Genomic DNA, 22,790 nt, shown 5'->3' on the forward strand with positions numbered 1-22,790 from the left:
TGGTGCGCCCGGCAGGATTCGAACCTACGACCCCCTGGTTCGTAGCCAGGTACTCTATCCAGCTGAGCTACGGGCGCATTTGCGTTTAAAAGCAAGCCTTGAATAATAGCGTTATTTCACGAAGCGCGCAAGTCAGACGCTGATAAATCCAAGCAAGGCTGCGACGGACTCATGCCCGATCGAGCACGCTCAAGCCGTCCTGCCCGCCCCATCCAACTTCGCCAGCAACACCCTCGCCTGCTCCACCACATCGGCATCATTGGGCCGGAAGTCCAGCCGCAGCGCCTGCGGCAATTGGGTGAAGTGCGCGTGGCAGCTGCGCGCATAGGCCGGGTCGTAGTGGCGGTCTATCAGTTCCTGCGCCAGCGCGGCGCGCGCGCCGCTGTCGACCAGGGCCAGCCAGCCGCTCACGCGCTCGCGGCTGTGCAGGCCGATCATGCGCTGGAGCTGCGCCTTCAGCGATTCAGGATCGTCGAACAGATGCGCGTAATCCTGCAGCAAAAAGGCTGCGCGGTCCTCGCGGCTAGAGCGGACTTCGACGCACGGACTTGCATGCACCGCCGTCAACAGTGCCGCAGGCAAGGCGACCGCGCCGATCTTGCGACTTTCCGCTTCGACGAACACCGGCTTCGAGGCATCGAACGCGCGCAGGCTCTGTGCCAGCTGTGTATCGAAGCCCTTTTGCGAGGGCTGCGCAACACCGGCCCAGGCGCCCAATAGCGAGCCGCGATGCGAGGCCAGGCGCTCCAGGTCCAGCGTCTGCGCGCCGGCCTGCTCCAACGCGTTCAACAAGCGCGTCTTGCCGCTGCCAGTGGGTCCGGCCAGCACGATGTAGCGCAAGCCCAAGGGCAGGCTTTCCAGCGCGTCCAGCGTAGCTTGGCGATAGGTCTTGTAGCCGCCGTCGAGCTGACGCGCGCGCCACCCTATCATGTTGAACATCGTCGTCATGGAGCCGGAGCGCGTGCCGCCGCGCCAGCAATAGATCAACGGGCGCCAGCCCTGGCGCCGGTCCGCGAAGGTGGTGTCCAGATGCGCGGCAATATTGCGCGCCACCAGCGCCGCGCCGACGCGCGAGGCCTCGAAGGGCGAGACCTGCTTGTACAGCGTGCCCACCACCACGCGTTCTTCATTGCTCAGCACCGGCGCATTGATCGCGCCGGGAATGTGGTCGTCGGCGAATTCGAGCGGCGTGCGCACGTCGATGACTTCATCGAAATCGTCCAGCCGGTCGAGCGTGGCGAGCAGGTGTTTCAAGGGATCCGCGCCTGAAAGGGAATCTGCGATTTTCTCATGCGAGGCAGGCTCGCTCGCATGCTTGTCGCGAGCCCATGAAAAAACCCGCAATCACTTGCGTGATTGCGGGTTTTTTATCTCCGGTGCTGACCGAAGCCAGATCGGAGAGAATCTGGCGGAGATGGTGGGATTCGAACCCACGATGCAGTTTTTAGCCACATACTCCCTTAGCAGGGGAGCCCCTTCAGCCTCTCGGGCACATCTCCGAAGAGAACGAGATTCTAGCACGACTTTTTTCACTCTTGCCCGCTATCGGGCGTACATCGCAAAAAAAATCGTGCCGGAGTCTTATATCAGGCCTTTTCGCCAGGCGCCTGGTCCAGGCCGAAGGCCTTGTGCAGCGCGCGCACGCCCAGTTCCATGTACTTGTCGTCGATGATCACCGAGGTCTTGATCTCGCTGGTGCTGATCATCTGGATGTTGATGCCTTCTTGCGAAAGCGTCTGGAACATCAGGCTGGCCACGCCCACGTGCGAGCGCATGCCGATGCCGACGATGGAGACCTTGGCGACCTTTTCGTCGGTGGACAGTTCACGCGCGCCCACGGCGGGGATGACTTCGCGCTTGAGCAGATCGACGGCGCGGGCGAACTCGTTGCGATTGACCGTGAACGAGAAGTCGGTCGTGCCAGCCACGGACTGGTTCTGCACGATCATGTCGACGTCGATGTTGGCAGCGGCGACCGGACCCAGGATGGAGAAGGCGATGCCGGGCTTGTCCGGAACGGCCAGCAAGGTGATTTTGGCTTCGTCGCGGCTGAAGGCGATGCCGGAGACAACGGCGGCTTCCATTTTTTCGTCTTCCTCAAAAGTAATCAGCGTGCCCGAGACCATTTCTTCTGCGAGCGGGATAAGCGGGTCGGTCAGCGAGGACAGGACCCGGACCGGCACACGGTATTTGCCGGCGAATTCAACCGAGCGGATTTGCAGGACCTTGGAGCCCAGCGACGCCATTTCCAGCATTTCCTCGAAGGAAACGACGGCCATGCGGCGCGCTTCCGGCACCACGCGCGGATCGGTCGTGTAGACGCCGTCCACGTCGGTGTAGATCAGGCATTCGTCGGCCTTGATGGCGGCCGCCACGGCCACGGCCGAGGTGTCGGAACCGCCACGGCCCAGCGTGGTGATGTGGCCTTCGGGGTCGATGCCCTGGAAGCCAGTGACGATGACCACGCGGCCTGCGTCCAGATCGGCGCGGATGCGCTCGTCGTCGATCGACGAGATGCGCGCCTTGGTGAAGGACGAGTCGGTGCGCACGGGCACTTGCCAACCGGCATAGCTGCGCGCCGGCACGCCTTCGGCCTGCAGCGCGATGGCCAGCAGGCCGCTGCTGGCCTGTTCGCCGGTGGCGGCAATCATGTCGAGCTCGCGGCTGTCGGGCTGGGGCGTAATCTCGCGCGCCAGGCCGAGCAGGCGATTGGTCTCGCCTGCCATCGCCGACGGAACAACGACAACCTGGTGGCCGGCAGCGTGCCACTTCGCGACGCGACGCGCCACGTTCTTGATGCGCTCGACCGAGCCCATCGAAGTACCGCCATATTTGTGAACGATCAGGGACATCTCGTACTCTGGCTGGGAACCCGCCGCAAAAGGTTGACGGGCAAAGCCGTATATTCTAGCGCGACGGTAAAAATTTGCGCAGCTTGTGCAAAATTCCGTCCACGCCGCGACTTTTGGGGGACACCAAGCGGGACGCGCCCGCCTACTCCCTGGGTTCGACCCAGACCCTGCCCCGGTGGCAACGGATGACGTGGCCGGCCTGCTCGACCCGCAACTGGCGGTCATGGCCCAGGCTGTGCAGCCCGCGCAGCTGGCGCAGCAGATCGCGCATCCTGGCGTCGGTCGGCATCCTGGCGCCATTGCGTTCCAGCCAGTGCCGCAGCACATGCGCCTGGCGCGCCTCGGACAATCCGCGCCACGCCTGCAGCGAAAAGCTGGCGCCGTCGCCGGAAGGGTCGAGCGTGGCGAAATCTTCCCGCGCCACCTCGTCCAGGATCTCGGCCGCCTCGCCCATGTGCCGCGCGTGCCGCGCGACGATGCCGCGCCACCCCGGCCAGCGGGCGTCCAGCACCGGGGCCAGCAATTCGCGCAGAGCGGCGCGCGTGTAGTGGGGATCGGCATTGGTGGGATCCTGCACCGGACGCCAGCCGGTGGCTGCCGCCACCGCGTCCGCCGCATGCAGGATCGCGTCGCGGTCCACTTCCAGCCAGGGGCGCAGGTAGCGCAGGCCATCGCGCCTGGACACCGGCGCCATGGCAGCCATGCCGGCCAGACCGGTGCCGCGCAACAGGCGCAGCAAGACGGTTTCCGCCTGGTCGTTGCGATGATGGGCCAACAGGATATGCGTCACGCCCTGCTCTCGCGCCAATTGCGCCAACGCGGCATAGCGGGCATCGCGCGCCGCCGCCTCGATCCCCTTGCCCGCGGCCTGGGCCACCTCGACCCGCGCCACCGACAGCGGCAGCGCGAGCAGATCCGCCAGCGTGCGCACATGCTGCGTCCATGCATCGGCGGCGTCCTGCAAGCCGTGATGCACATGGAACAACATCAGTTCCATGCCCAACTCGCGCACCAAGGCGGCCGCGTGCACGGCCAGCATGGCCGAATCGGCGCCGCCGCTGAGCGCCACGGCGATGCGCGGCGGACGCTCAGGCAGAGCCAGCAAGGCCCGGCGCAGTGCCGTGATCAGTTCGGGCGAAACGGGAAGGGAATGAACGACGCCCGCCTCGGCCCGGTGCGTGGCGGCGGGCGTCTGGCGGGCGGTCATGGCGGGATGGCGCGTGGCGCGAGGCCGTGGCGCCGGCACATGGGCCGGCGCCCTGCCTGCTTCAGGCGCGCGCTTCCTGGTAGGCGCCGTAGGACAGCAGGCGCTGGACGCGCTGTTCCACGAGCTGTTCGGGCGTCATGCCCTGGAGCTGGCGCAGGGCATCGCCCAGCGCGCGGCGCAGCAGGCGGGCCATGACGCGGGGATCGCGATGGGCGCCGCCCACCGGTTCGTTGACCACGCGGTCCACCAGGCCCAGATCCTTCAGGCGCGGCGCGATGATGGCCAGGGCCTCGGCGGCCTCGGGCGCCTTGTCGGCGCTGCGCCACAGGATCGAGGCGCAGCCTTCCGGCGAAATCACGGCGTAGGTCGCGTACTGGAGCATCAGCACGGCATTGCCCACGGCGATGGCCAGGGCCCCGCCCGAGCCGCCTTCGCCGATGATGGTGCAGATCACGGGGACCTTCAGCTCGGCCATGGCGTAGAGGTTGTGGCCGATGGCTTCGGACTGGCCGCGCTCTTCGGCGCCGATGCCGGGATAAGCGCCCGGGGTGTCCACGAACGTGAACACGGGAATGCCGAATTTTTCAGCCAGACGCATCAGGCGCAGGGCCTTGCGATAGCCCTCGGGACGCGGCATGCCGAAATTGCGCGCGGCGCGTTCCTTGGTGTCGCGCCCCTTCTGGTGGCCGATGACCATGCAGGGCGTGCCGTTGAAGCGCGCCAGGCCGCCGATGATGGACTGGTCGTCGGCGTACATGCGGTCGCCGTGCAGTTCATGGAAGTCGGTGAACATTTCGCGCACGTAGTCCAGCGTGTAGGGACGCTGGGGATGGCGGGCGACCAGGGCCGTCTGCCAGGGCGTGAGCTTGGCGTAGATTTCCTTGGCCAAGGTCTGGCTCTTCTGCTGCAGACGTCCGATCTCGTCGGAGATGTCTACGGCCGAATCGGCCTGCACGTAGCGCAGCTGCTCGATCTTGTTCTCAAGCTCGGCGAGCGGTTGTTCAAATTCCAGAAATGTATTGCGCATGTAGTGTGGTTCCGTAGATGGGCTGCCTGGCTTGCGTCAGTACTGGACCGGAGTCGGTTCCAGACTGCGCCACAGATACCAGGTCGCCACGGTACGCCAGGGTTGCCACGCCAACGAGACTTCGCGAGCCTCGAAACGCGAGACAGGCTCGCCGCTGAAATAGTGTAGCGAGATTGCCTTGAGCAACCCAGGATCATCCAGCGGCAGGACATCAGGCCGCTGCAGATTGAAAATCAAAAACATCTCCGCCGTCCAGCGGCCTATGCCCCGGATGGCGGTCAGTTCGGAAATGACGGCTTCGTCGTCCATTGCCGCCCATTTCTCGGGATGGACCCGGCGCTCGCCGAAATGCACGGCCAGGTCCAGCACGTATTCGGCCTTGCGCTGCGACAGCCCTGCCGCGCGCAAGCCTTCCAGGCCGACGCGCAGCACGGCGACGGGCGTGGGGCGCTTGCCCACGGCCTCGATGAACTGGGTCCAGACGGTGTCGGCCGCCTTGCTGGACACCTGCTGCCCGATGATCGCCCGCGCCAGCGTCACGAAAGGCGTGCCGCGCGACGTCAGCCAGACCTCGGGATGCTGGGGAATGATCTTTTTCAGGATGCGGTCGCGCCGCATCAGATGGGCTACGGCGGCTTCCCAATACTCGGGCTTGGGAATCTCGAGGTCGGCAGTGGACATGGCGGGCGGGTCCTGCGGCTTCAAGCCCGACGCCATTGCGTCAGGCCGCCCGGCTTGTCGTCGAGCTCGATGCCAGCTTCGCGCAGTTCCGCACGGATGCGGTCGGCTTCGGCGAAGTTGCGGGCCGCCTTGGCGGCCGCGCGCGCGTCGATCAAGGACTGGATGGCCTCGGCGTCCAGCGCACGGCGCTCGCCCTGTTCGATGGCCGCAGCGGAATAACGGGTGGGCGACTGGAAATACGCCGCTGGATCCTGCTGCAGCAGGCCCAGCAGGGATGCCAGCGCCTTCAACTGGCCGGCGCTGCGCGCGCTCTTGCCGCGGTTGGCCTCGGAGGCCAGTTCGAACAAGGCCGCGATCGCGCCCGAGCTGTTGAAGTCATCGTCCATGGCCGCCTTGAAGGCCTGGGCCTGCGGCTCGTTCCAATCAATGCCCTGCGCGTCGGCAGGCACATTCTGCAGCGCCTGGTACAGGCGATCGAGCGCGTTCTGCGCGTCGATCAGGTTGTCTGGCGTGTAGTTCTGCGGGCTGCGGTAGTGGTTGCGCACGATGAAGAAGCGCACCATTTCCGCTTCGCGCGGATTGACGCGGTAGACGGCCTGGTCGGCCGCCGGCTCTTCCTGGGCGATGGTCTGGCGGATGGTGCGGAAATTGCCCAGGGACTTGGACATCTTGTCCGAGTCGACCATGAGCGGACCGCAATGCATCCAGATATTCGCCAGCGTGCCGCCGAAGGCGCCCTCGGTCTGGGCGATCTCGTTTTCATGGTGCGGGAATTTCAGGTCCGGGCCGCCGCCATGGATATCCAGCGGCAGGCCCAGCAGCGATTTGCTCATGGCCGAGCACTCGATATGCCAGCCCGGACGGCCCAGCCCATAGGGCGATTCCCACTTGGTATCGGCCGGTTCTTCCGCCTTGGCGGACTTCCACAGCACAAAATCCAGCGGATCACGCTTGGCCGAACCAACCGCCACGCGCTCGCCTGCGCGCAGGTCGTCCAGCGTCTTGCCCGACAGCTTGCCGTAACCGGCAAAACCACGGACAGCGAAATTCACGTCGCCATCGTCGGCTTGATAAGCCAGGCCGTTCTGTTCGAGCTTGCCGATGATGTCGAGCATATCGCCGACATATTCGGTGGCGCGCGGCTCGCGGTCCGGCGTCTCGACGCCCAGCGCGCGCTCGTCGGCGTGCATGGCGTCGATGTAGAACTCGGTGACTTCGCCGATGCGGCGGCCGGTCTCGACGGCGCGGCGGATGATCTTGTCGTCGATATCCGTGATGTTGCGCACATAGTCGACCGCCAGCCCGCTGGCGCGCAGCCAGCGCTGCACGACGTCGAACGACACCAGCATGCGGGCATGGCCCAGGTGGCAGAAGTCATAGACGGTCATGCCACACACGTACATGCGCACCTGACCGGCCTGGGCCGGCTTGAACGGTTCTTTGGTACGCGACAACGTGTTGTAGATTTGCAGCATGGCGCTTATAGGCTTTGTCTAAATTTTCCGTGGCGGTTGCGGAAAGTTGCTGCCGAAGGAAAATACCTTCGGCGCGTGCCGCCGGGCCGGATTTCGATCCCAGGCCATAATCCCACTGGCGCTGACCATTCCGAGCCCGCATTCGAAGGCCCGCATTCCAAGCCGGTTCCACGAACGATATCGCCGGGCTTCGTCCCCGATGTCGAGCCAAAACACAACCGGGGCTAAAATGGCGGTCGTCAAGTATAGCAAGCGGCCCGGTCGCGCGCGTAAGCGTCGGCCTGCCAAGACTTTTAACGGATGCCCAAGTGACTATCAAGCCGCGCTTTCGCGTCGCCCTGCTCGCCCTGGCCCTTGCCGGCGCACCGATTGGCGCCTCTCTGGCCCAGTCGATGGCCGGCGGCGGTGGAACCAACCCCAACGCCAACCGCACCACCCTGGATCCCATCCCGCCCGAGGGCGGCTGGGACAGCCTGGCCAAGCTGCTGGAAGCGGCCAAGCCGAGCGTCGACACGCGTCTGACGCCGTCGCCCTCGCAGATCACTACGTACATCGAGCGGCTGCTGAACCACGGCGACAACGAAGAAGCCCTGGCCATGATCGAAAAACGCCAGGAACAGATCAAGGACCAGCGCGGCACCGACGTGCAGCTGATGTTCCAGCACGCCCGCGCGCTGGCCGCCCTGAATCGCACCGACGAGGCCATCGGCGTCTATACCGAGATGACCAACCGCTTTCCGGAGCTTCCGGAACCTTGGAACAACCTCGCGGCTCTATATGCTGGCCGCGGCGAACTCGACCGCGCGCAGGACGCCCTGTCGATGGCCCTGCGCGCCGACCCGAACTACGCCGCCGCCCGCGCCAATATGGGCGACCTGCAACTTCTGCAGGCCTTGAGCACCTACAAGAAGGCCGCCAGCGACGGCGTGCCCGGCATGCAGGAAAAGGTCCGCGAAGTCGAAACCATGCTGAAGGATAAACACGCCAAATGATGTCCCGATACTCTCCCCTACACCTGCTGCGCCTGACGGCGTGCTCGTTCGCGCTGGCGGCATTCGCCCCGGCGCTCGTCAGCGCCGCCCCTGCGGCAAATTCCTCCACCTCCACCTCTGAAGGCACAAAAACCATGAGCACCAACCCCCGCGTCAAGCTCCAGACCAACCAAGGCGACATGGTCATCACCCTGGATGCCGCCAAGGCGCCCAAGACCGTCGAAAACTTCCTGACCTACGTCAAGGAAGGCTTCTACAACGGCACGGTGTTTCATCGCGTGATCGACGGCTTCATGATCCAGGGCGGCGGCTTTGAGCCCGGCATGAAGCAAAAGCAGACCCATGCCCCCATCGAAAACGAAGCCAACAACGGCCTGAAGAACGACAAGTACACCCTGGCCATGGCCCGCACCAGCGATCCGCACTCGGCCACGGCGCAGTTCTTCATCAACGTCTCCAACAACGACTTCCTGAACTTCACCGCGCCCACGCCGAATGGCTGGGGCTATGCCGTGTTCGGCACCGTGACCGAAGGCATGGACGTGGTCGACAAGATCAAGAACGTGAAGACCGGCAACAAGGGCTTCCACCAGAACGTCCCCAACGAAGACGTGATCATCGAGAAGGCCGAAGTTCTTGAATAAGATTGCGCTGTCCGGCCCCATCTGGCTGGCGTCCGACCTGCATCTGGGACCGGCCACGCCGGCCACCTCGGAGGCCTTCCTGGCCTTCCTGGAGGCCGCGCGCGAGGAAGCCGGCGCCCTGCTGCTGCCGGGCGACATCTTCGATGCCTGGATCGGCGACGACGTGATCCGCGCCGCGCCGCCGTGGCTCGCCACGGCGCTGACGGCGCTGCGCGACACCGCCAGCCGGATTCCGGTCTGGCTGGGCCGCGGCAACCGCGACTTCCTCATCGGGGACGAGCTGGCCCAGGCCCTGGGCGCAAAGCTGCTGCCCGAGCCGGCGCTGCTGGAAACGGACTATGGCCAGATCCTGCTGACCCATGGCGACGAGTTCTGTACGGACGACGCCGCCTACCAGCAGTTCCGCGCAATGGTCCGCGATCCGCGCTGGCAGGCCGAATTCCTGGCCAAGACGATTCCCGAACGGCTGGCGATGGCGCAGCAGGCACGCGGCGAAAGCCAGGCCGCCAACCAGACGAAATCCATGGAAATCATGGACGTCAATGCCGCCGCCATCGAATCCGTCTTCCGCGAAACCGGGGTGCGCGTGCTGGTGCATGGCCATACCCATCGCCCCGCCCGCCACGTGCTGGAAGTCGACGGCAAGAAGCGCGAACGCTGGGTCCTGCCCGACTGGGACTGCGACCATGTATCGCCGGCCCGCGGCGGCTGGCTGGTCATCGACCAGGACGGCCTGCAGTTCTACGACCTGGAAACGGAAGCCTAGCTCCCGGACGCGCCACATCGCGACGAAAAACAACGAGGGCCGCGCAAGCGGCCCTCGTCATTGCTGCTGCCGGCGCGCCGGCAGTGCCCTCGACGCTCAGCGCGTGAAGATCCAGGCAGCCACCACGCCGCCGAAGATGATCCGATACCAGGCGAACACCCGGTAGGTATGGTTGGCAACGAAGCGCAGCACGGCGCGCACCACCACCATCGCGCTCAGGAACGCGGCCACGAAGCCCACCGCGATGCCCGTCAGGTCGTGCTGGGTGAGCAACTCCATGTTCTTGTACATGTCGTACACCGCCGCGCCCAGCATCGTGGGCATCGCCAGGAAGAACGAGAACTCGGTGGCCGTCTTGCGCTGGATGCCGGCGATCATGCCGCCGATGATGGTGGCGCCCGAGCGCGAGGTGCCCGGGATCATGGCCAGGCATTGCGCCACGCCCACGCCCAGCGCCTGCTTCCAGGTGATCTGCTCCAGCGTGCGGGCCGTGGCCCGCTCGTCCGACGCCGTGTCGTCGGCCGCGCCCGGCATGTCGCCGGGCGTGTGATGCGTCTTGCGCTCCACGTACAGCATGATCAGGCCGCCCAGCACCAGGGTCACGACCACCACGGCCGGGTGATAGAAGACGCTCTTGATGGACTTGATGAAGATCGCCCCGATGACGGCCGCCGGCAGGAAGGCGATGATCAGGTTGCGGGTGAAGGCAACCTCGCTGGGCACGCCGGTCAGCGTGCCGCGGATCAGCGTCAGCAGCCGCGCGCGGAACACCCACATCACCGCCAAGATGGAGCCCAGCTGGATCACCACCTCGAACACCTTGCCCTGGCTGGATTCGAAGTTGATCCAGTCTCCCACCAGGATGAGGTGGCCGGTGCTGGACACGGGAATGAACTCCGTCAGGCCCTCGATGATGCCCAGGATGAACGCTTTGATCAGGTATAGAGTGTTTTCGGTCACGATGGGAGGTCGGTTTCAGTTAATCGTTGGCTAGGGATTCGTCGTCGGCGAGCATTTCCTGGGGACGCTTCTCTACGCGCACCAGTGCGATGCGGCGGCCGTCCATTTCCAGGACTTCAAAGCGGAAATGCTCATGATGGACTTCGTATTCGCAGACGTCGCCCGGCTTGGGCAGATGCCCGAAACGCGATAGCAGGTACCCCGCCAGGGTTGAAAAATCCTGGGCATCATCGACCAGGCCTTCGGTTTCCAGCACCTGCTCGACATGGTGCAGATCGGCCGCGCCGTCGATTTTCCAGGTGTTGTCGCCGTCGGCAACGATGTCGGGCAGTTCGTCTTCGTCGGGAAACTCGCCGGCAATCGCCTCGAATACATCGATGGGCGTCACCAGCCCCTCGATGGCGCCAAACTCGTCGGCCACCAGCACCAGCTGGCCGCGCGAACGCTTGAGCGTGTCCATCAGGCGCAGGATGCCGATGGACTCGTGCACGATGATGGGGTCGCGCAGGCGGTTGCGGCGCACCCTGCCCTCGGTGATCAGGTCCGCCACCAGGTCCTTGGCGCGGGCGATACCCAGCACCTCATCGAGCGAACCGCGGCATACCGGAAAGAAACTGTGCGGCGCCTCGGTCAGCTGGCGGCGGATGGTTTCCGGATCGTCGTCGATGTTGATCCAGGAAACATCCGTGCGCGGCGTCATGATCGAGCGGATGGAGCGTTCGGCCAGCGTCAATACGCCGCTGACCATATTGCGTTCCTCGACCCCGAAGGCCGGAATGGCCGGGCCGTTCGCGCTGGGCATGTCGGCCTCGTCGGCGGGCGGCCGCTTGCCCAGCATGCGCAGCACCGCGGATGCGGTGCGTTCGCGCATCGGCCGGCGCGCGTCCAGCTTGAGCAGGTTGCGGCGCGCCACCTGGTTGAGGGCTTCGATGGCGACCGAGAAGCCGATGGCCGCGTACAGATAGCCCTTGGGCACCTTGAAGCCGAAGGCTTCAGCCAAGAGCGAGAAGCCGATCATCAGCAGGAAGCCCAGGCACAGCACCACTACCGTGGGGTGAGCGTTGACGAAACGCGTCAGCGGCTTGGATGCCAGCAGCATGATGCCGATGGCGATGACGACGGCGATCATCATGATGGCCAGATGGTCCACCATGCCCACCGCGGTGATCACGGAGTCCAGCGAGAACACCGCGTCCAGCACCACGATCTGCGTCACGATCACCCAGAAGCTGGCGTACACGCGCGGCCCCGACGAGCCGCCGTGCTGGGAGCCCTCCAGGCGCTCGTGCAGTTCCATGGTGCCCTTGAACAGCAGGAACAGGCCGCCGATCATCAGGATCAGGTCGCGGCCCGAAAACGACAGCGGGCCGATGGAAAACAGGGGGGCGGTCAGCGTGACCAGCCATGACATGACCGACAAGAGGCCTAGACGCATGATGAGCGCCAGGCTCAGGCCCATGATGCGCGCGCGGTCGCGTTGCGCCGGGGGCAGCTTGTCCGCCAGGATGGCGATGAAAATCAGGTTATCGATCCCCAGGACGATCTCAAGGATGACCAGGGTAAGCAAGCCGACCCACGCAGTAGGGTCCAGCAGCCACTCCATCAGGAGCTCCAGAAGTTACACGACCGGTAATCGTACATGGAAAATCCGTGACACGCCGGTGACGAGCCCCGTCCTTTTGCCTGAGGCAGGCACGGTTTAGGCCTGGTGAACCAGGGCATCCGCAGCCTGGCTCCATGGCAAAAAAACAAAAAAAACCGGCCCCTGGCCGGTCTTCGCGTCTGGCAGAGAGCCGGTCAGCTGCCGAGCTTGAGCGTGCCCTTCATCATGGCCCAGTGGCCGGGGAAAGAGCAGAAATAGGCATAAGCCTCGCCCGGAGTCAGCTTGGATACGTCGAACGTAACCGAATCCGACTCGCCGCCGCCGATGACCTTGGTGTGGGCGATGACGCGGGTGTCACCCGCCTTGACGTAATCCTGCGGCAGGCCGGCGTTCATGCCGTCGGTGGCCACGGCCGTCTTGTCGGCTTCCTTCGTCAGCACCCAGTTGTGGCCCATGGCGACCTTGGCCATTTTGCCGACGTGCTTGAGATGCACGGTGAATTGCTTGCAGCTTTTGTCGACGACCATTTCCTTCAGGTTGTACTGCATGGCGTCGTTGCTTTCTATGGTTGCTTCGCACTGAGCGGCCAACGCGGGCAGGCTGGCTGCGGACAGAACGATGGCTAGGGTGGCTTTTGCCAGCATGGAGATTCTCCGTAAACGTTGGCAGCTCTTCCGACACGCGTGAGGCACATGCCTCGCGTCGCTGCCGCCACGCACAAGTCTATGGCGCCCCGCAAGCCGCGCTATTGACGGACATCAATAGCGCCTCGTTCACCCCCTTCAAAACGGGGATATCCCCTACGCCGCATGAGGGTATTGCCGCCATGCGGCCTGCGTGCGCGCGCCGATTGACAAACCGCAATACAAACGACGCCGCATGTTCTTAGCATGCCTGCAAACAAACACAATCAGCAGAGTCCGAAAATGCAAGGCAGCACAGCGGCGGGGCGTGGGTTCAATCAGTACACCTGGTTCATTCATGCGGTTCTGCTGGCCTTGCTGCTGCTATGCGCGCAGGCCGCCAGCACCGCGCAGGCCCAGCGCTTGCCGGACTTCCTGGGCGGCACCCCGATCGGACAGATCTTCCCCGGCGCGGACCGCGCCGATCCGCCCGCCGGCAAACCCATGGCCGCCAAGGTCTATGCGGGCGCGCGCCAGCTGGGCGTGGTCTATCTCACTTCCGACGTCGTCAACACGCGCGGCTACTCCAGCAAGCCCATCGACGTGCTGGTCGGCCTGGCGAACGACGGGCGCATCGTCGGCGCCCGGCTGGTGGAACACCATGAGCCCATCGTGCTCATCGGCATTCCGCAGTCCAAGGTCGACCATTTCATCAGCGGCTATGTCGGGCTGAACTTCGTGGACTCCCCGCCTCGCCATGGCGCGCCGCCGCCGGTGGACATTATCAGCGGCGCGACCGTCACCCTGATGGTGATCGGCGACAGCATCACGCGCTCGGCCATCGCCGTGGCCCGCGCCTACGGCATCGACAAGACTGCCGCGCCGGCGCAGCAGGCCGCGCCCGCCGCCGCCCGCGTGGTGGACGAAACGCGCGATGCCGTCCAATCCTGGCAGGACCTGCTGGAGGCCAAGGCGGTGCGCAACCTGCGGCTGAGTCCGGAGGACGTGAACCAGGCGTTCCTCGCATCGGGCAGACGCGATGCGGCCGCAAACGCCGAGGGCAGCGCGGACGCGGACGGCTTCATCGACCTGTACGCCGCGCTGGTCAGCGTGCCCGCCATAGGCCGCAGTCTGCTGGGCGACACGGAATGGCAGCGCCTGAAGGAAAGGCTCAAGCCCGGCCAGCAAGCGGTGCTGGTGGCCGGCAACGGCGCCTACTCGTTCAAGGGGTCGGGCTATGTGCGCGGCGGCATCTTCGACCGCATCGAGATCATCCAGGACGAAAGCAGCTTCCGCTTCCGCGACCGCAACCACCAGCGCCTGGCCGACGTGGCTGCGCAAGGCGCGCCGGCGTTCCGCGAAGTGGCGCTGTTCGTGGTGCCCGAGGACGCCACGCTGGATCCGGTCGCGCCCTGGCGCCTGCAGCTCATGGTGCAGCGCGTGCTCAGCGTCAGCGACAAGGCCTTCGTGACGTTCGACCTGGGCTATGAGCTGCCGGCGGCCTACACCCGTCCGGCCGCTGGCGCGCAAGCGGCCGCGGCTCCCCCGACTCCCGCCGCAGCCGTCCCGGCCCAGGCCGAGGAACCAGCGCCCGCGCTGTGGAAACAGATATGGCATGGCAAGGCCGGACAGGTCGCGGTCCTGACCGTGGCGCTGCTGGTGCTGGTCGGTATCTTCTTCTTCCAGGACCAATTGACCAGCCGCCCCCTGCTGCACGACCGCCTGCGGCTGGCGTTCCTGGCGTTCGCGCTGTTCTGGATCGGCTGGTACGGCCAGGCCCAGCTGTCCATCGTCAACGTGCTGACTTTCTTCTCGGCGCTGCGCAGCGACTTCCGCTGGGAATACTTCCTGATGGATCCGCTGGTGTTCATCCTGTGGTGCGCCACCGCCATCTCCATGGTGTTCTGGAACCGCGGCGCCTTCTGCGGCTGGCTGTGCCCCTTCGGCGCCCTGCAGGAACTCACCAACCGCATCGCCCGCCGCCTGGGCGTGCGCCAGCTCAAGATCAGCCACGGCGTGAACCAGCGCCTGTCGACCCTGAAGTACGTGATCTTCCTGCTGCTGTTCGGCTTTTCGCTGTACGACCTGGCGCTGGCCGAGCAGCTGTCCGAAGTCGAACCGTTCAAGACCGCGATCATCCTGCGCTTCATGCGCTACTGGCCGTTCGTCGCGTTCGCCGTGGCGCTGCTGGCCGCCGGCCTGTTCGTGGAGCGCTTCTTCTGCCGCTACCTCTGTCCGCTGGGGGCTGCGCTGGCCATCCCCGCCCGCCTGCGCATCTTCAACTGGCTACGCCGCTACCGCGACTGCGGCAACCCCTGTCAGCGCTGCAATCTCGAATGTCCGGTGCAGGCGATCGATCCCACCGGCGAGATCAATCCGAACGAGTGCATCCAGTGCCTGCACTGCCAGATGCTCTATCACCACGAACAGAAGTGTCCGCACCTGATCCAGAAGAAAGCCAAGCGGGAGCGCCGCCGCGCACCGGCGGCCGAACCAGCCGAGCAAGTCATCGTCATGCACCGCGCGCCGAACCCGAACAGCGAACCCGGCGCCTGAACCCACTTTCCGCACAGCGGCGCCCGGCGCCGTCCCTACCAAGGAGTTATCCATGTCCGACAAGAACCCCGACAAGGCCGGCCTCACCCGCCGCAGCTTCCTCGGAACCGCAGCCATCACGGGCGCCGCAGGCCTGGTGGCGGGCGCGCAGATCTCCACCGCCCACGGCAAGGACGCCAAGGGCGGCGCCAATGGCGTGCTGGGCCATGTCGCCCCGGGCGAGCTGGACGAATACTACGCTTTCAATTCCAGCGGCCAATCGGGCGAGGTCCGCGTGCTGGGCCTGCCGTCCATGCGCGAGCTGGTCCGCATCCCGGTCTTCAACCATTGCAGCGCCACCGGCTGGGGCCGCACCAACGAAAGCCGCAAGATCCTGACCGAAGGCCTCACCCCCGAGACCCGCGAATACCTGAAGGACAAGGGCGGCGTGTTCATCAACGGCGACGCCCACCACCCGCACCTCTCGTTCACCGACCGCACCTACGACGGCCGCTACCTGTACATCAACGACAAGGCCAACAACCGCGTCGCCCGCATCCGCCTGGATGTGATGAAGACGGACAAGATCACCGAACTGCCCAACGTGTCCGGCGTGCACGGCCTGCGACCGCAGCGCTACCCGCGCACCGGCTATGTGTTCGCCAACGGCGAGCACATCATCCCCCTGCCCAACGACGGCAAGGTGACGGACGATCCCAAGAAGAACTTCTTCGCCATCTACACCGCGCTGGACGGCGACACCATGAAGGTCGCCTGGCAGGTGCTGGTCGACGGCAACCTGGACAACGGCGACGCCGACTACCAGGGCAAGTACTCGTTCTCCACCTGCTACAACTCGGAGAAAGGCGTCACGGTGGAAGAAGCCTCGGCCAACGAGCAGGACTGGGTCGTGGTGTTCAACATCAAGCGCATCGAAGAAGCCGTCAAGAAGGGCGACTTCAAGACCATGGGCGGCGTGCCGGTGATCGACGGACGCCACGGCTCCAAGTACACCCGCTACATTCCGGTGCCGAACTCGCCGCACGGCTGCAACGCCGCGCCCGACGGCATCCACCTGGTGCTCAACGGCAAGCTCTCGCCCACCGTCACGGTGCTGGACGTGCGCACGCTGGACGACCTGTTCGACGACAAGATCAAGCCGCGCGATTGCGTGGTGGCCGAACCCCAGCTGGGCCTGGGCCCGCTGCACACGGCATTCGACGGCCGCGGCAACGCCTACACCACGCTGTTCATCGACAGCCAGATGGTCAAGTGGAACATAGACAAGGCCAAGCGCGCGTTCAAGGGCGAGAAGGTCGATCCGATCATCCAGAAGCTGGACGTGCACTACCAGCCCGGCCACAACCATTCGACCATGGGCGAAACCCGTGAAGCCGACGGCAAGTGGCTGGTGTCGCTGAACAAGTTCTCCAAGGACCGCTTCCTGAACGTCGGCCCGCTCAAGCCCGAGAACGACCAGCTCATCGACATTTCGGGTGACGAAATGAAGCTGGTGCATGACGGCCCCAGCTTCGCCGAGCCGCATGACATGTGCCTGGTGCACCGCTCCAAGGTCCATCCCATCAGCGTCTGGAAGCGCGACGACCCGATGTGGGAAGACGCCCGCCAGATGGCCAAGAAGGACGGCGTGTCGCTGGACGATGCGGCCAAGGTGGTGCGCGACGGCAACAAGGTGCGCGTGTACATGATGGCGGTCGCGCCCATGTTCAGCATCAAGAAGTTCGAGGTCAACCAGGGCGATGAGGTCACCGTGGTGGTCACGAACATGGAGGTGATCGAAGACTTGACGCACGGCTTCACGTTGGAAGGCCACGGCATCGCCATGGAGATCGGACCCCAGGCTACCGCCTCGGTCACCTTCACGGCAGACCGTCTGGGCGTGTACTGGTACTACTGCCAGTGGTTCTGCCACGCGCTGCACATGGAAATGTCCGGCCAGATGGTCGTGCATCCCAAGAAGACCGTGTAGCGCTTATGAAGCTCGCCGCACTCTTGACGATGCGCGCCGGCCAGGCCGCCCGCGCCGTGCTGCTGGCGGCCGCCGGGCTGGCGTTGCCGGGCGCGGCGGCCGCGGCGACGCTAGATGTCGCCGCCGGCGCGGACCTGGCGGCGGCCGTCGCCGCCGCCCAGGCCGGCGACGTGCTGAAACTTGCGCCGGGCTCCTATGCCGGCGCCATCGTCATCGACAAGCCGCTGACGCTGGAAGGCCCGGCGGACCGCTCGGCCATCATCGCCGGCACGCGCCAGGGGCGCACCGTCTGGGTCCAGGCGGCGGACGTGTCCCTGCGCAACCTGACCGTCACGCGTTCCGGCCTGAGCCTGTCCGACATGGACGCGGGCATCTTCCTCGACCGCGAAGCGCACCGCGCGGTGGTGGAGCGCAACGACATCCTGGACAACCTCGTGGGCGTGCACGTCTGGGGACCCGCGGACGCGACCGTCCGCGGCAACCGCATCGTGGGCAACCAGGAGCTGCGCGTGGCCGAAAGAGGCAACGGCGTGACGCTCTGGAACACGCCCGGCACGCGCGTGCTGGATAACGACATCTCGGCCGGCCGCGACGGCATCTTCGTCAATACCAGCAAGCTCAACACTTTCAGCGGCAACCGCTTCCACGACCTGCGCTACGCGGTGCACTACATGTACACCAACGATAGCGAGATCAGCGGCAACGTCTCGACCGGCACCGACATCGCCTACGCCATCATGTATTCGCACCGGCTGGTGGTGCGCGACAACGTCGCGCTGGACAGCCATGAGCAAGGCCTGATGCTGAACTACGCCAACCACTCCACCATCGCCAACAACACGGTGGACCGCGCCGGCAAATGCGTGTTCATCTACAACGCCAACCGCAACACCTTTCTGGACAACCATTTTTCCAACTGCGACATCGGCGTGCATTTCACTGCCGGGTCGGAAGGCAACCGGATCTCGGGCAATGCCTTCATCAACAACCGCAACCAGGTGAAGTACGTGGGCACCCGGACGCTGGACTGGTCGGTGGACGGACGCGGCAACTATTGGAGCGACAACACCGCGTTCGACCTGGACGGCGACGGCATCGCCGACACCGCTTACCGGCCCAATGACGTGGTCGACCAGCTGCTGTGGCGCGCGCCGGCGGCCCGCATCCTGCTGAACAGTCCGTCGATTTCCATCGTGCGCTGGGCCCAGTCGCAGTTCCCCGCCATCCTGCCCGGCGGCGTGATCGACAGCGCCCCGCTGATGCAGCCCCCGCCCACCGCAAGCTCCAAGGAATCACCATGAGCACCGACCTTGTGGCGCTTACCGGCGTCAGCAAGCACTATGGCGCGCAGCAGGCCATCGACGGCCTGGATCTGCAACTGCGCGAAGGCGAATGCGTCGCGCTCGCCGGACACAACGGCGCCGGCAAGAGCACGATGATCAAACTCATCCTGGGGCTGATACGCCCCACCCGCGGCCGCGTCGCGATCTTCGGCCAGGACGCCCACAGCCCGGCCGCCGCGCGCCTGCGCGGCAGGATAGGCTACCTGCCTGAAACCGTGGCGCTGCACCCTTCCATGACCGGCGAGGAAACCCTGGCGTTCTACGCCAGGCTCAAGCGCCAGCCCCTGTCCGGCAACGCCGCGCTGCTGGAGAAGGTCGGCATCTCGGGCGCCGCGCGCCGCCGCGTCGGCGGCTACTCCAAAGGCATGCGGCAGCGCCTGGCGCTGGCCCAGGCGCTGCTGGGCCAGCCCCGGGTGCTGCTGTTCGACGAACCCACCACGGGCCTGGACCCGGCCTCGCGCCTGATGTTCTACGACATCGTCCATGAGCTGCGCGCCGCGGGCGCCACGATATTGCTGAGCACCCATGCCCTGTCCGAACTGGCAGGCCATGCGGACCGCATCGTCGTGATGAAGGCGGGCAGGAAGATCGCCGACGGCGCGATGTCGGCGCTGCGGCGTTCCACCGGGCTGCCCATCCGCATCCGCCTGACATTCGCCGACGCCGACGCGCCGCCGCCCGGTGGCGATTGGCGCCGCATCGAGGCCGGACGCTTCGAACTGGCCTGCCAGGAAAGCGGCAAGGTCGACGCGATCCGCGGCATCGGCGCACTGTCGTCCACGATTGCCGACCTCGACATCCAGGTCCCGGGCCTGGACGACATCTATGCACATCTGCTTGAACGGGAAGACGTATGAACGCGGTATGCACCATCATCGGCAAGGAAATCCGCGACGGCCTGCGCAACCGCTGGGTGCTGGCGACCGCCCTGCTGCTGGCCGCCCTGGCGCTGGCGCTGGGCCTGTTGGGCAGTTCGCCCACCGGCACCGTCAAGGCCGAACCGCTGACCGTCACCGTGGTCAGCCTGTCCAGCCTGTCGATCTTCCTGGTGCCGCTCATCGCCATGCTGCTGGCCTATGACGCCGTGGTCGGCGAAGTCGACCGCGGCACGATGGCGCTGCTGCTGAGCTATCCGGTGTCGCGCTGGCAGGTGCTGGTCGGCAAGTTCATCGGCCACCTGGCCATCCTGGCGCTGGCCACGGGCGCGGGCTACGGCTCGGCCGGCCTGGCGCTGCAATGGGCCTACGGCGGCCTGGACGCCAGCGCGTGGCAGCCCTTCGCGCTGTTGATCGGGGCCAGCGTGCTGCTGGGAGCGAGCTTTCTGGCCATGGGCTATCTGATCAGCTCGCTGGTGCGCGAGCGCGCCACGGCCGCCGGCATCGCCGTCGGCGTCTGGCTGTTCTTCGTGGTGATCTACGACATGGCGCTACTGGGCGTGCTGGCGGCCGACCAGGGCCGCCACGTCAGCCCCGGCCTGCTCAACGCGCTGCTGCTGCTCAATCCCTCGGACGTATACCGCCTGCTGAACCTGACAGGCTTCGAGAACATTTCGCTGTACGCGGGCATGGCGGGCGTCAGCGACCAGGCCAGCCTGCCCATTGCCGCGCTGATTGCGGCGCTGCTGCTGTGGATCGCCGTGCCGTTCCTGCTGGCGACGGCGGCTTTCAGGAACAAGCCGCTATGAGACGCTTGCGAATCGCCCTGGCCATTTCCATCCTGCTGCTTGCCGCGGGCTGCGGCAGCGGCGCCGCGCCCGAAACCGCGCCCCCGCCCCAGGCCGTGACCACGGAGTCCGTCGGCCACTACTGCGGGATGGCGCTGAATGAGCACAACGGCCCCAAGGGGCAGATATTCATCAAGGGGCAGGCGGCGCCGGTATGGTTCTCCTCGATCAAGCAGGTCTTCGCCTACACGCTGCTGCCTGAAGAACCCAAGGGCATCAGCGCCATCTACGTCAACGACATGTCCACCGCGGGCGCTGGCGGCGCGCCGGACCCGGCCGCCTGGATCGACGCGCGTCAGGCCTACTACGTCATCGAGGGCCGATACGTCGGCGGCATGGGCGCCGAAGACGCCATCCCGTTCTCGCAGCGCGACCGCGCCCAAGCTTTCGCCGACACCCACGGCGGCCGCGTCGTCACCTTTGCCGACGTACCGGAAAGCTATGTCTTCGCCCAATAGTCCGCGCCCCTACAGGCCTATCGCCATGAACCACACCCGCCGCCGTTTCATCGGCATCGCCGCCGCAGCCAGCGCGCTGGCGCTCGCCCCCGTCGCCGCGCGCCGCGCCGCCGCCTCGGTCGCCCCCGTCACCTGGCAAGGCACGGCGCTGGGCGCCGATGCCGAACTGCGCCTCTATCATCCCGACACGGCGGTTGCCCAGCGCCTGATCGCGCAGTCCCTGCAGGAACTGCGGCGGCTTGAGGCGATCTTCAGCCTGTACCGCGACGACAGCGCGCTCTCGATCCTGAACCGCCAGGGCTTCCTGCAAAATCCGCCGGCCGATCTGCTGCGGCTCTTGAGCGAAAGCCGGCGCTACAGCGAGCTGACCGCAGGCATGTTCGACCCCACCGTGCAGCCGCTATGGCAGCTGTATGCCGACCACTTCTCGCAGCCTGGCGCCTCTCCGGACGGCCCGCCGCCCGAGGCCGTGGCGCAGGCGCTGTCGCGCGTGTCCCATGCCGACGTGATGCTGGACAACAACCGCATCGAACTGCTGCGGCCCGGCATGGCGATCACGCTCAACGGCATCGCCCAGGGCTACATCACCGACCGCGTCACCGACCTGCTCAAACGCGGCGGGCTGGAACGGGCGCTGGTGGACATGGGCGAAATACAGGGGCTGGACAGCCGCTCCGCGCCGCAGCCGTGGAAGGTCGGCATTGCCGACCCGCGCGACCCGGCGCGCCTGCTCGCCAGCGCCTGCATGGGTAACCAGGCCCTGGCGACTTCCGGCGGCTACGGCACCGCCATCGACGCCGCGGGCCAGTACACCCATCTGTTCGATCCACGCACGGGCCACGCCCGGCCGCGGTATCTGAGCGTCTCCGTCATGGCGCCGTGCGCAACCATGGCGGACGCGCTGTCCACGGCTTTCTCGCACATGCCGCTGGAAGCGACGCAGGAGGTGGTGCTGGAACTGGGATTGCGCGCTTGGTTCGTGCTGCTGGATGGGAGAGTGATGCCGCAAGGCCAGGCAACCTGAACTTCCAGCTCGCATGAAAAACCGGCCATCGGGCCGGTTTTTTTTCTTTCAGGCGGAGCCGCCCGGCCTCAAGCCGCCGAAGGCGGATTCAGCGAGGACAGCATCTGCGTGAAGATCTTGGGGCTGGCGGCCAGCACGTTGCCGGTGTCCATCCAGCCTTGCTCGCCGTCGAAGTCGGCGACCAGGCCACCGGCTTCCAGCACCATCAGGCTGCCCGCGGCCAGGTCCCAGGCCTTCAGGCCCACGCCGCAGAAGCCGTCCAGGCGGCCGCAGGCCACGTAGGCCAGGTCCAGTACGGTGGAGCCCAGGCGGCGCACGCCGGTGCTGCCTTCGGCCATCTGGCGGAAGCGCGCCGAGCCTTGTTCCGGATCACCGGAGTTGGGCCAGTGCGCGCCCAGCAGGGCCTCGTGGTAGCGGGTGCGGCCCGAGACACGCACGCGGCGGTCGTTCAGGAAGGTGCCGCTGCCACGGCTGGCCGTGAACAGTTCGTTGCGGGTCGGGTCATAGATGACCGCCTGCGTGACCTGGCCGCGGTGCGTCAGCGCGATGGATACGGCATAGTTGGGCAAGCCGTGGATGAAGTTCGTGGTGCCGTCCAGGGGATCGATGATCCACTGGAACTCGGCTTGGTCCGGGCCTTGCAGGCCGAATTCCTCGCCCAGGACGGCGTGGTCCGGATAAGCTGCGCGCAGCGTCTCGACGATCGACTCCTCGGCGGCGCGATCGACTTCCGTGACATAATCCCGCGGCCCCTTGCGAGCCACGCTGAGTCGTTCCAAATCCATGCTGGCACGGTTGATAATGGTGCCGGCACGCCGGGCCGCCTTGATGGCGATGTTGAGCATCGGGTGCATAAAATTCCGTACGAATGCGATGAGTTGGCTTGA

Annotated in this window: 20 protein-coding genes and 2 tRNA genes; 10 read left to right on the forward strand and 12 right to left on the reverse strand. The window is 65.8% G+C overall.

What is annotated here, in order from left to right; all coding sequences use genetic code 11:
* The 8 genes from AC3WOB_RS25825 to cysS form a co-directional block, all read right to left on the reverse strand.
* A tRNA-Arg gene (locus AC3WOB_RS25825) sits at positions 1-77 on the reverse strand.
* Between the two features lie 112 nt (positions 78-189).
* Positions 190-1,254: a tRNA 2-selenouridine(34) synthase MnmH gene (gene mnmH / locus AC3WOB_RS25830; protein WP_492276584.1), complete on the reverse strand. Its 1,065-nt coding sequence runs from the start codon at positions 1,252-1,254 to the stop codon at positions 190-192.
* Between the two features lie 152 nt (positions 1,255-1,406).
* A tRNA-Ser gene (locus tag AC3WOB_RS25835) sits at positions 1,407-1,499 on the reverse strand.
* Positions 1,500-1,586: 87 nt separating this feature from the next.
* Positions 1,587-2,852 (reverse strand): aspartate kinase, encoded by a 1,266-nt coding sequence (locus AC3WOB_RS25840; RefSeq protein WP_041654177.1) that lies wholly within the window; start codon positions 2,850-2,852, stop codon positions 1,587-1,589.
* A 142-nt stretch (positions 2,853-2,994) separates the two neighbouring features.
* On the reverse strand, positions 2,995-3,969 hold the full coding sequence (gene tilS / locus AC3WOB_RS25845) for a tRNA lysidine(34) synthetase TilS (RefSeq protein ID WP_492276711.1): 975 nt from the start codon (positions 3,967-3,969) through the stop codon (positions 2,995-2,997).
* Positions 3,970-4,120: 151 nt separating this feature from the next.
* Complete coding sequence (locus AC3WOB_RS25850; protein ID WP_013395161.1) at positions 4,121-5,086, reverse strand: acetyl-CoA carboxylase carboxyltransferase subunit alpha; 966 nt, start codon at positions 5,084-5,086, stop codon at positions 4,121-4,123.
* 36 nt (positions 5,087-5,122) lie between these two features.
* Positions 5,123-5,767, reverse strand: coding sequence for a DNA-3-methyladenine glycosylase family protein (locus AC3WOB_RS25855; protein ID WP_013395162.1), 645 nt, complete (start codon positions 5,765-5,767; stop codon positions 5,123-5,125).
* Positions 5,768-5,787: 20 nt separating this feature from the next.
* The gene (gene cysS, locus AC3WOB_RS25860; protein ID WP_013395163.1) at positions 5,788-7,242 is read right to left on the reverse strand and encodes a cysteine--tRNA ligase; all 1,455 of its coding nucleotides are present in this window, start codon (positions 7,240-7,242) and stop codon (positions 5,788-5,790) included.
* 308 nt (positions 7,243-7,550) lie between these two features.
* On the opposite strand from cysS, the gene AC3WOB_RS25865 reads away from it, so the two are divergent.
* From AC3WOB_RS25865 to AC3WOB_RS25875, 3 genes are all read left to right on the forward strand, one after another.
* Positions 7,551-8,234, forward strand: coding sequence for a tetratricopeptide repeat protein (locus AC3WOB_RS25865; RefSeq protein WP_492276585.1), 684 nt, complete (start codon positions 7,551-7,553; stop codon positions 8,232-8,234).
* A gap of 134 nt (positions 8,235-8,368) precedes the next feature.
* Positions 8,369-8,878 carry a peptidylprolyl isomerase gene (locus AC3WOB_RS25870; RefSeq protein ID WP_041654179.1) on the forward strand — a complete coding sequence of 170 codons (510 nt, stop codon included), beginning with the start codon at positions 8,369-8,371 and terminating at the stop codon, positions 8,876-8,878.
* Positions 8,871-9,644 carry a UDP-2,3-diacylglucosamine diphosphatase gene (locus tag AC3WOB_RS25875; RefSeq protein ID WP_492276586.1) on the forward strand — a complete coding sequence of 258 codons (774 nt, stop codon included), beginning with the start codon at positions 8,871-8,873 and terminating at the stop codon, positions 9,642-9,644. Before AC3WOB_RS25870 ends, AC3WOB_RS25875 begins: the two co-directional genes overlap by 8 nt.
* 96 nt (positions 9,645-9,740) lie before the next feature.
* On the opposite strand, the gene AC3WOB_RS25880 is transcribed toward AC3WOB_RS25875, so the two are convergent.
* The 3 genes from AC3WOB_RS25880 to azu form a co-directional block, all read right to left on the reverse strand.
* Positions 9,741-10,604, reverse strand: coding sequence for an undecaprenyl-diphosphate phosphatase (locus tag AC3WOB_RS25880; protein ID WP_013395167.1), 864 nt, complete (start codon positions 10,602-10,604; stop codon positions 9,741-9,743).
* Positions 10,605-10,623: 19 nt separating this feature from the next.
* Positions 10,624-12,207: a TerC family protein gene (locus tag AC3WOB_RS25885; RefSeq protein WP_013395168.1), complete on the reverse strand. Its 1,584-nt coding sequence runs from the start codon at positions 12,205-12,207 to the stop codon at positions 10,624-10,626.
* A 194-nt stretch (positions 12,208-12,401) separates the two neighbouring features.
* Positions 12,402-12,851, reverse strand: a complete 450-nt coding sequence (gene azu / locus AC3WOB_RS25890; protein WP_013395169.1) for an azurin — start codon at positions 12,849-12,851, stop codon at positions 12,402-12,404.
* A gap of 282 nt (positions 12,852-13,133) precedes the next feature.
* Between azu and AC3WOB_RS25895 the strand changes: the two genes are divergently transcribed.
* The 7 genes from AC3WOB_RS25895 to AC3WOB_RS25925 are packed head-to-tail and all read left to right on the forward strand — an operon-like array spanning position 13,134 to position 21,903.
* Complete coding sequence (locus AC3WOB_RS25895) at positions 13,134-15,386, forward strand: 4Fe-4S binding protein (RefSeq protein WP_492276587.1); 2,253 nt, start codon at positions 13,134-13,136, stop codon at positions 15,384-15,386.
* Positions 15,387-15,438: 52 nt separating this feature from the next.
* Positions 15,439-17,355: a TAT-dependent nitrous-oxide reductase gene (gene nosZ / locus AC3WOB_RS25900; RefSeq protein WP_013395171.1), complete on the forward strand. Its 1,917-nt coding sequence runs from the start codon at positions 15,439-15,441 to the stop codon at positions 17,353-17,355.
* Positions 17,356-17,360: 5 nt separating this feature from the next.
* Positions 17,361-18,656 carry a nitrous oxide reductase family maturation protein NosD gene (locus AC3WOB_RS25905; RefSeq protein ID WP_492276588.1) on the forward strand — a complete coding sequence of 432 codons (1,296 nt, stop codon included), beginning with the start codon at positions 17,361-17,363 and terminating at the stop codon, positions 18,654-18,656.
* Positions 18,653-19,555, forward strand: coding sequence for an ABC transporter ATP-binding protein (locus tag AC3WOB_RS25910; RefSeq protein ID WP_013395173.1), 903 nt, complete (start codon positions 18,653-18,655; stop codon positions 19,553-19,555). The genes AC3WOB_RS25905 and AC3WOB_RS25910 overlap by 4 nt, the downstream gene beginning before the upstream one ends.
* Positions 19,552-20,382, forward strand: coding sequence for an ABC transporter permease (locus tag AC3WOB_RS25915; RefSeq protein WP_492276589.1), 831 nt, complete (start codon positions 19,552-19,554; stop codon positions 20,380-20,382). Before AC3WOB_RS25910 ends, AC3WOB_RS25915 begins: the two co-directional genes overlap by 4 nt.
* Entirely contained in the window at positions 20,379-20,879 is a 501-nt protein-coding gene (locus tag AC3WOB_RS25920) for a nitrous oxide reductase accessory protein NosL (RefSeq protein ID WP_492276590.1), read from the forward strand. The genes AC3WOB_RS25915 and AC3WOB_RS25920 overlap by 4 nt, the downstream gene beginning before the upstream one ends.
* Positions 20,880-20,904: 25 nt before the next feature.
* On the forward strand, positions 20,905-21,903 hold the full coding sequence (locus AC3WOB_RS25925) for an FAD:protein FMN transferase (protein ID WP_492276591.1): 999 nt from the start codon (positions 20,905-20,907) through the stop codon (positions 21,901-21,903).
* 68 nt (positions 21,904-21,971) lie between these two features.
* Here the strand turns inward: AC3WOB_RS25925 and AC3WOB_RS25930 are convergent, their stop codons facing one another.
* Positions 21,972-22,757 carry an inositol monophosphatase family protein gene (locus AC3WOB_RS25930; RefSeq protein WP_013395177.1) on the reverse strand — a complete coding sequence of 262 codons (786 nt, stop codon included), beginning with the start codon at positions 22,755-22,757 and terminating at the stop codon, positions 21,972-21,974.
* Positions 22,758-22,790 lie beyond the last annotated feature (33 nt).

The organism is Achromobacter sp. FW305-C-30-7 (assembly GCF_058783105.1).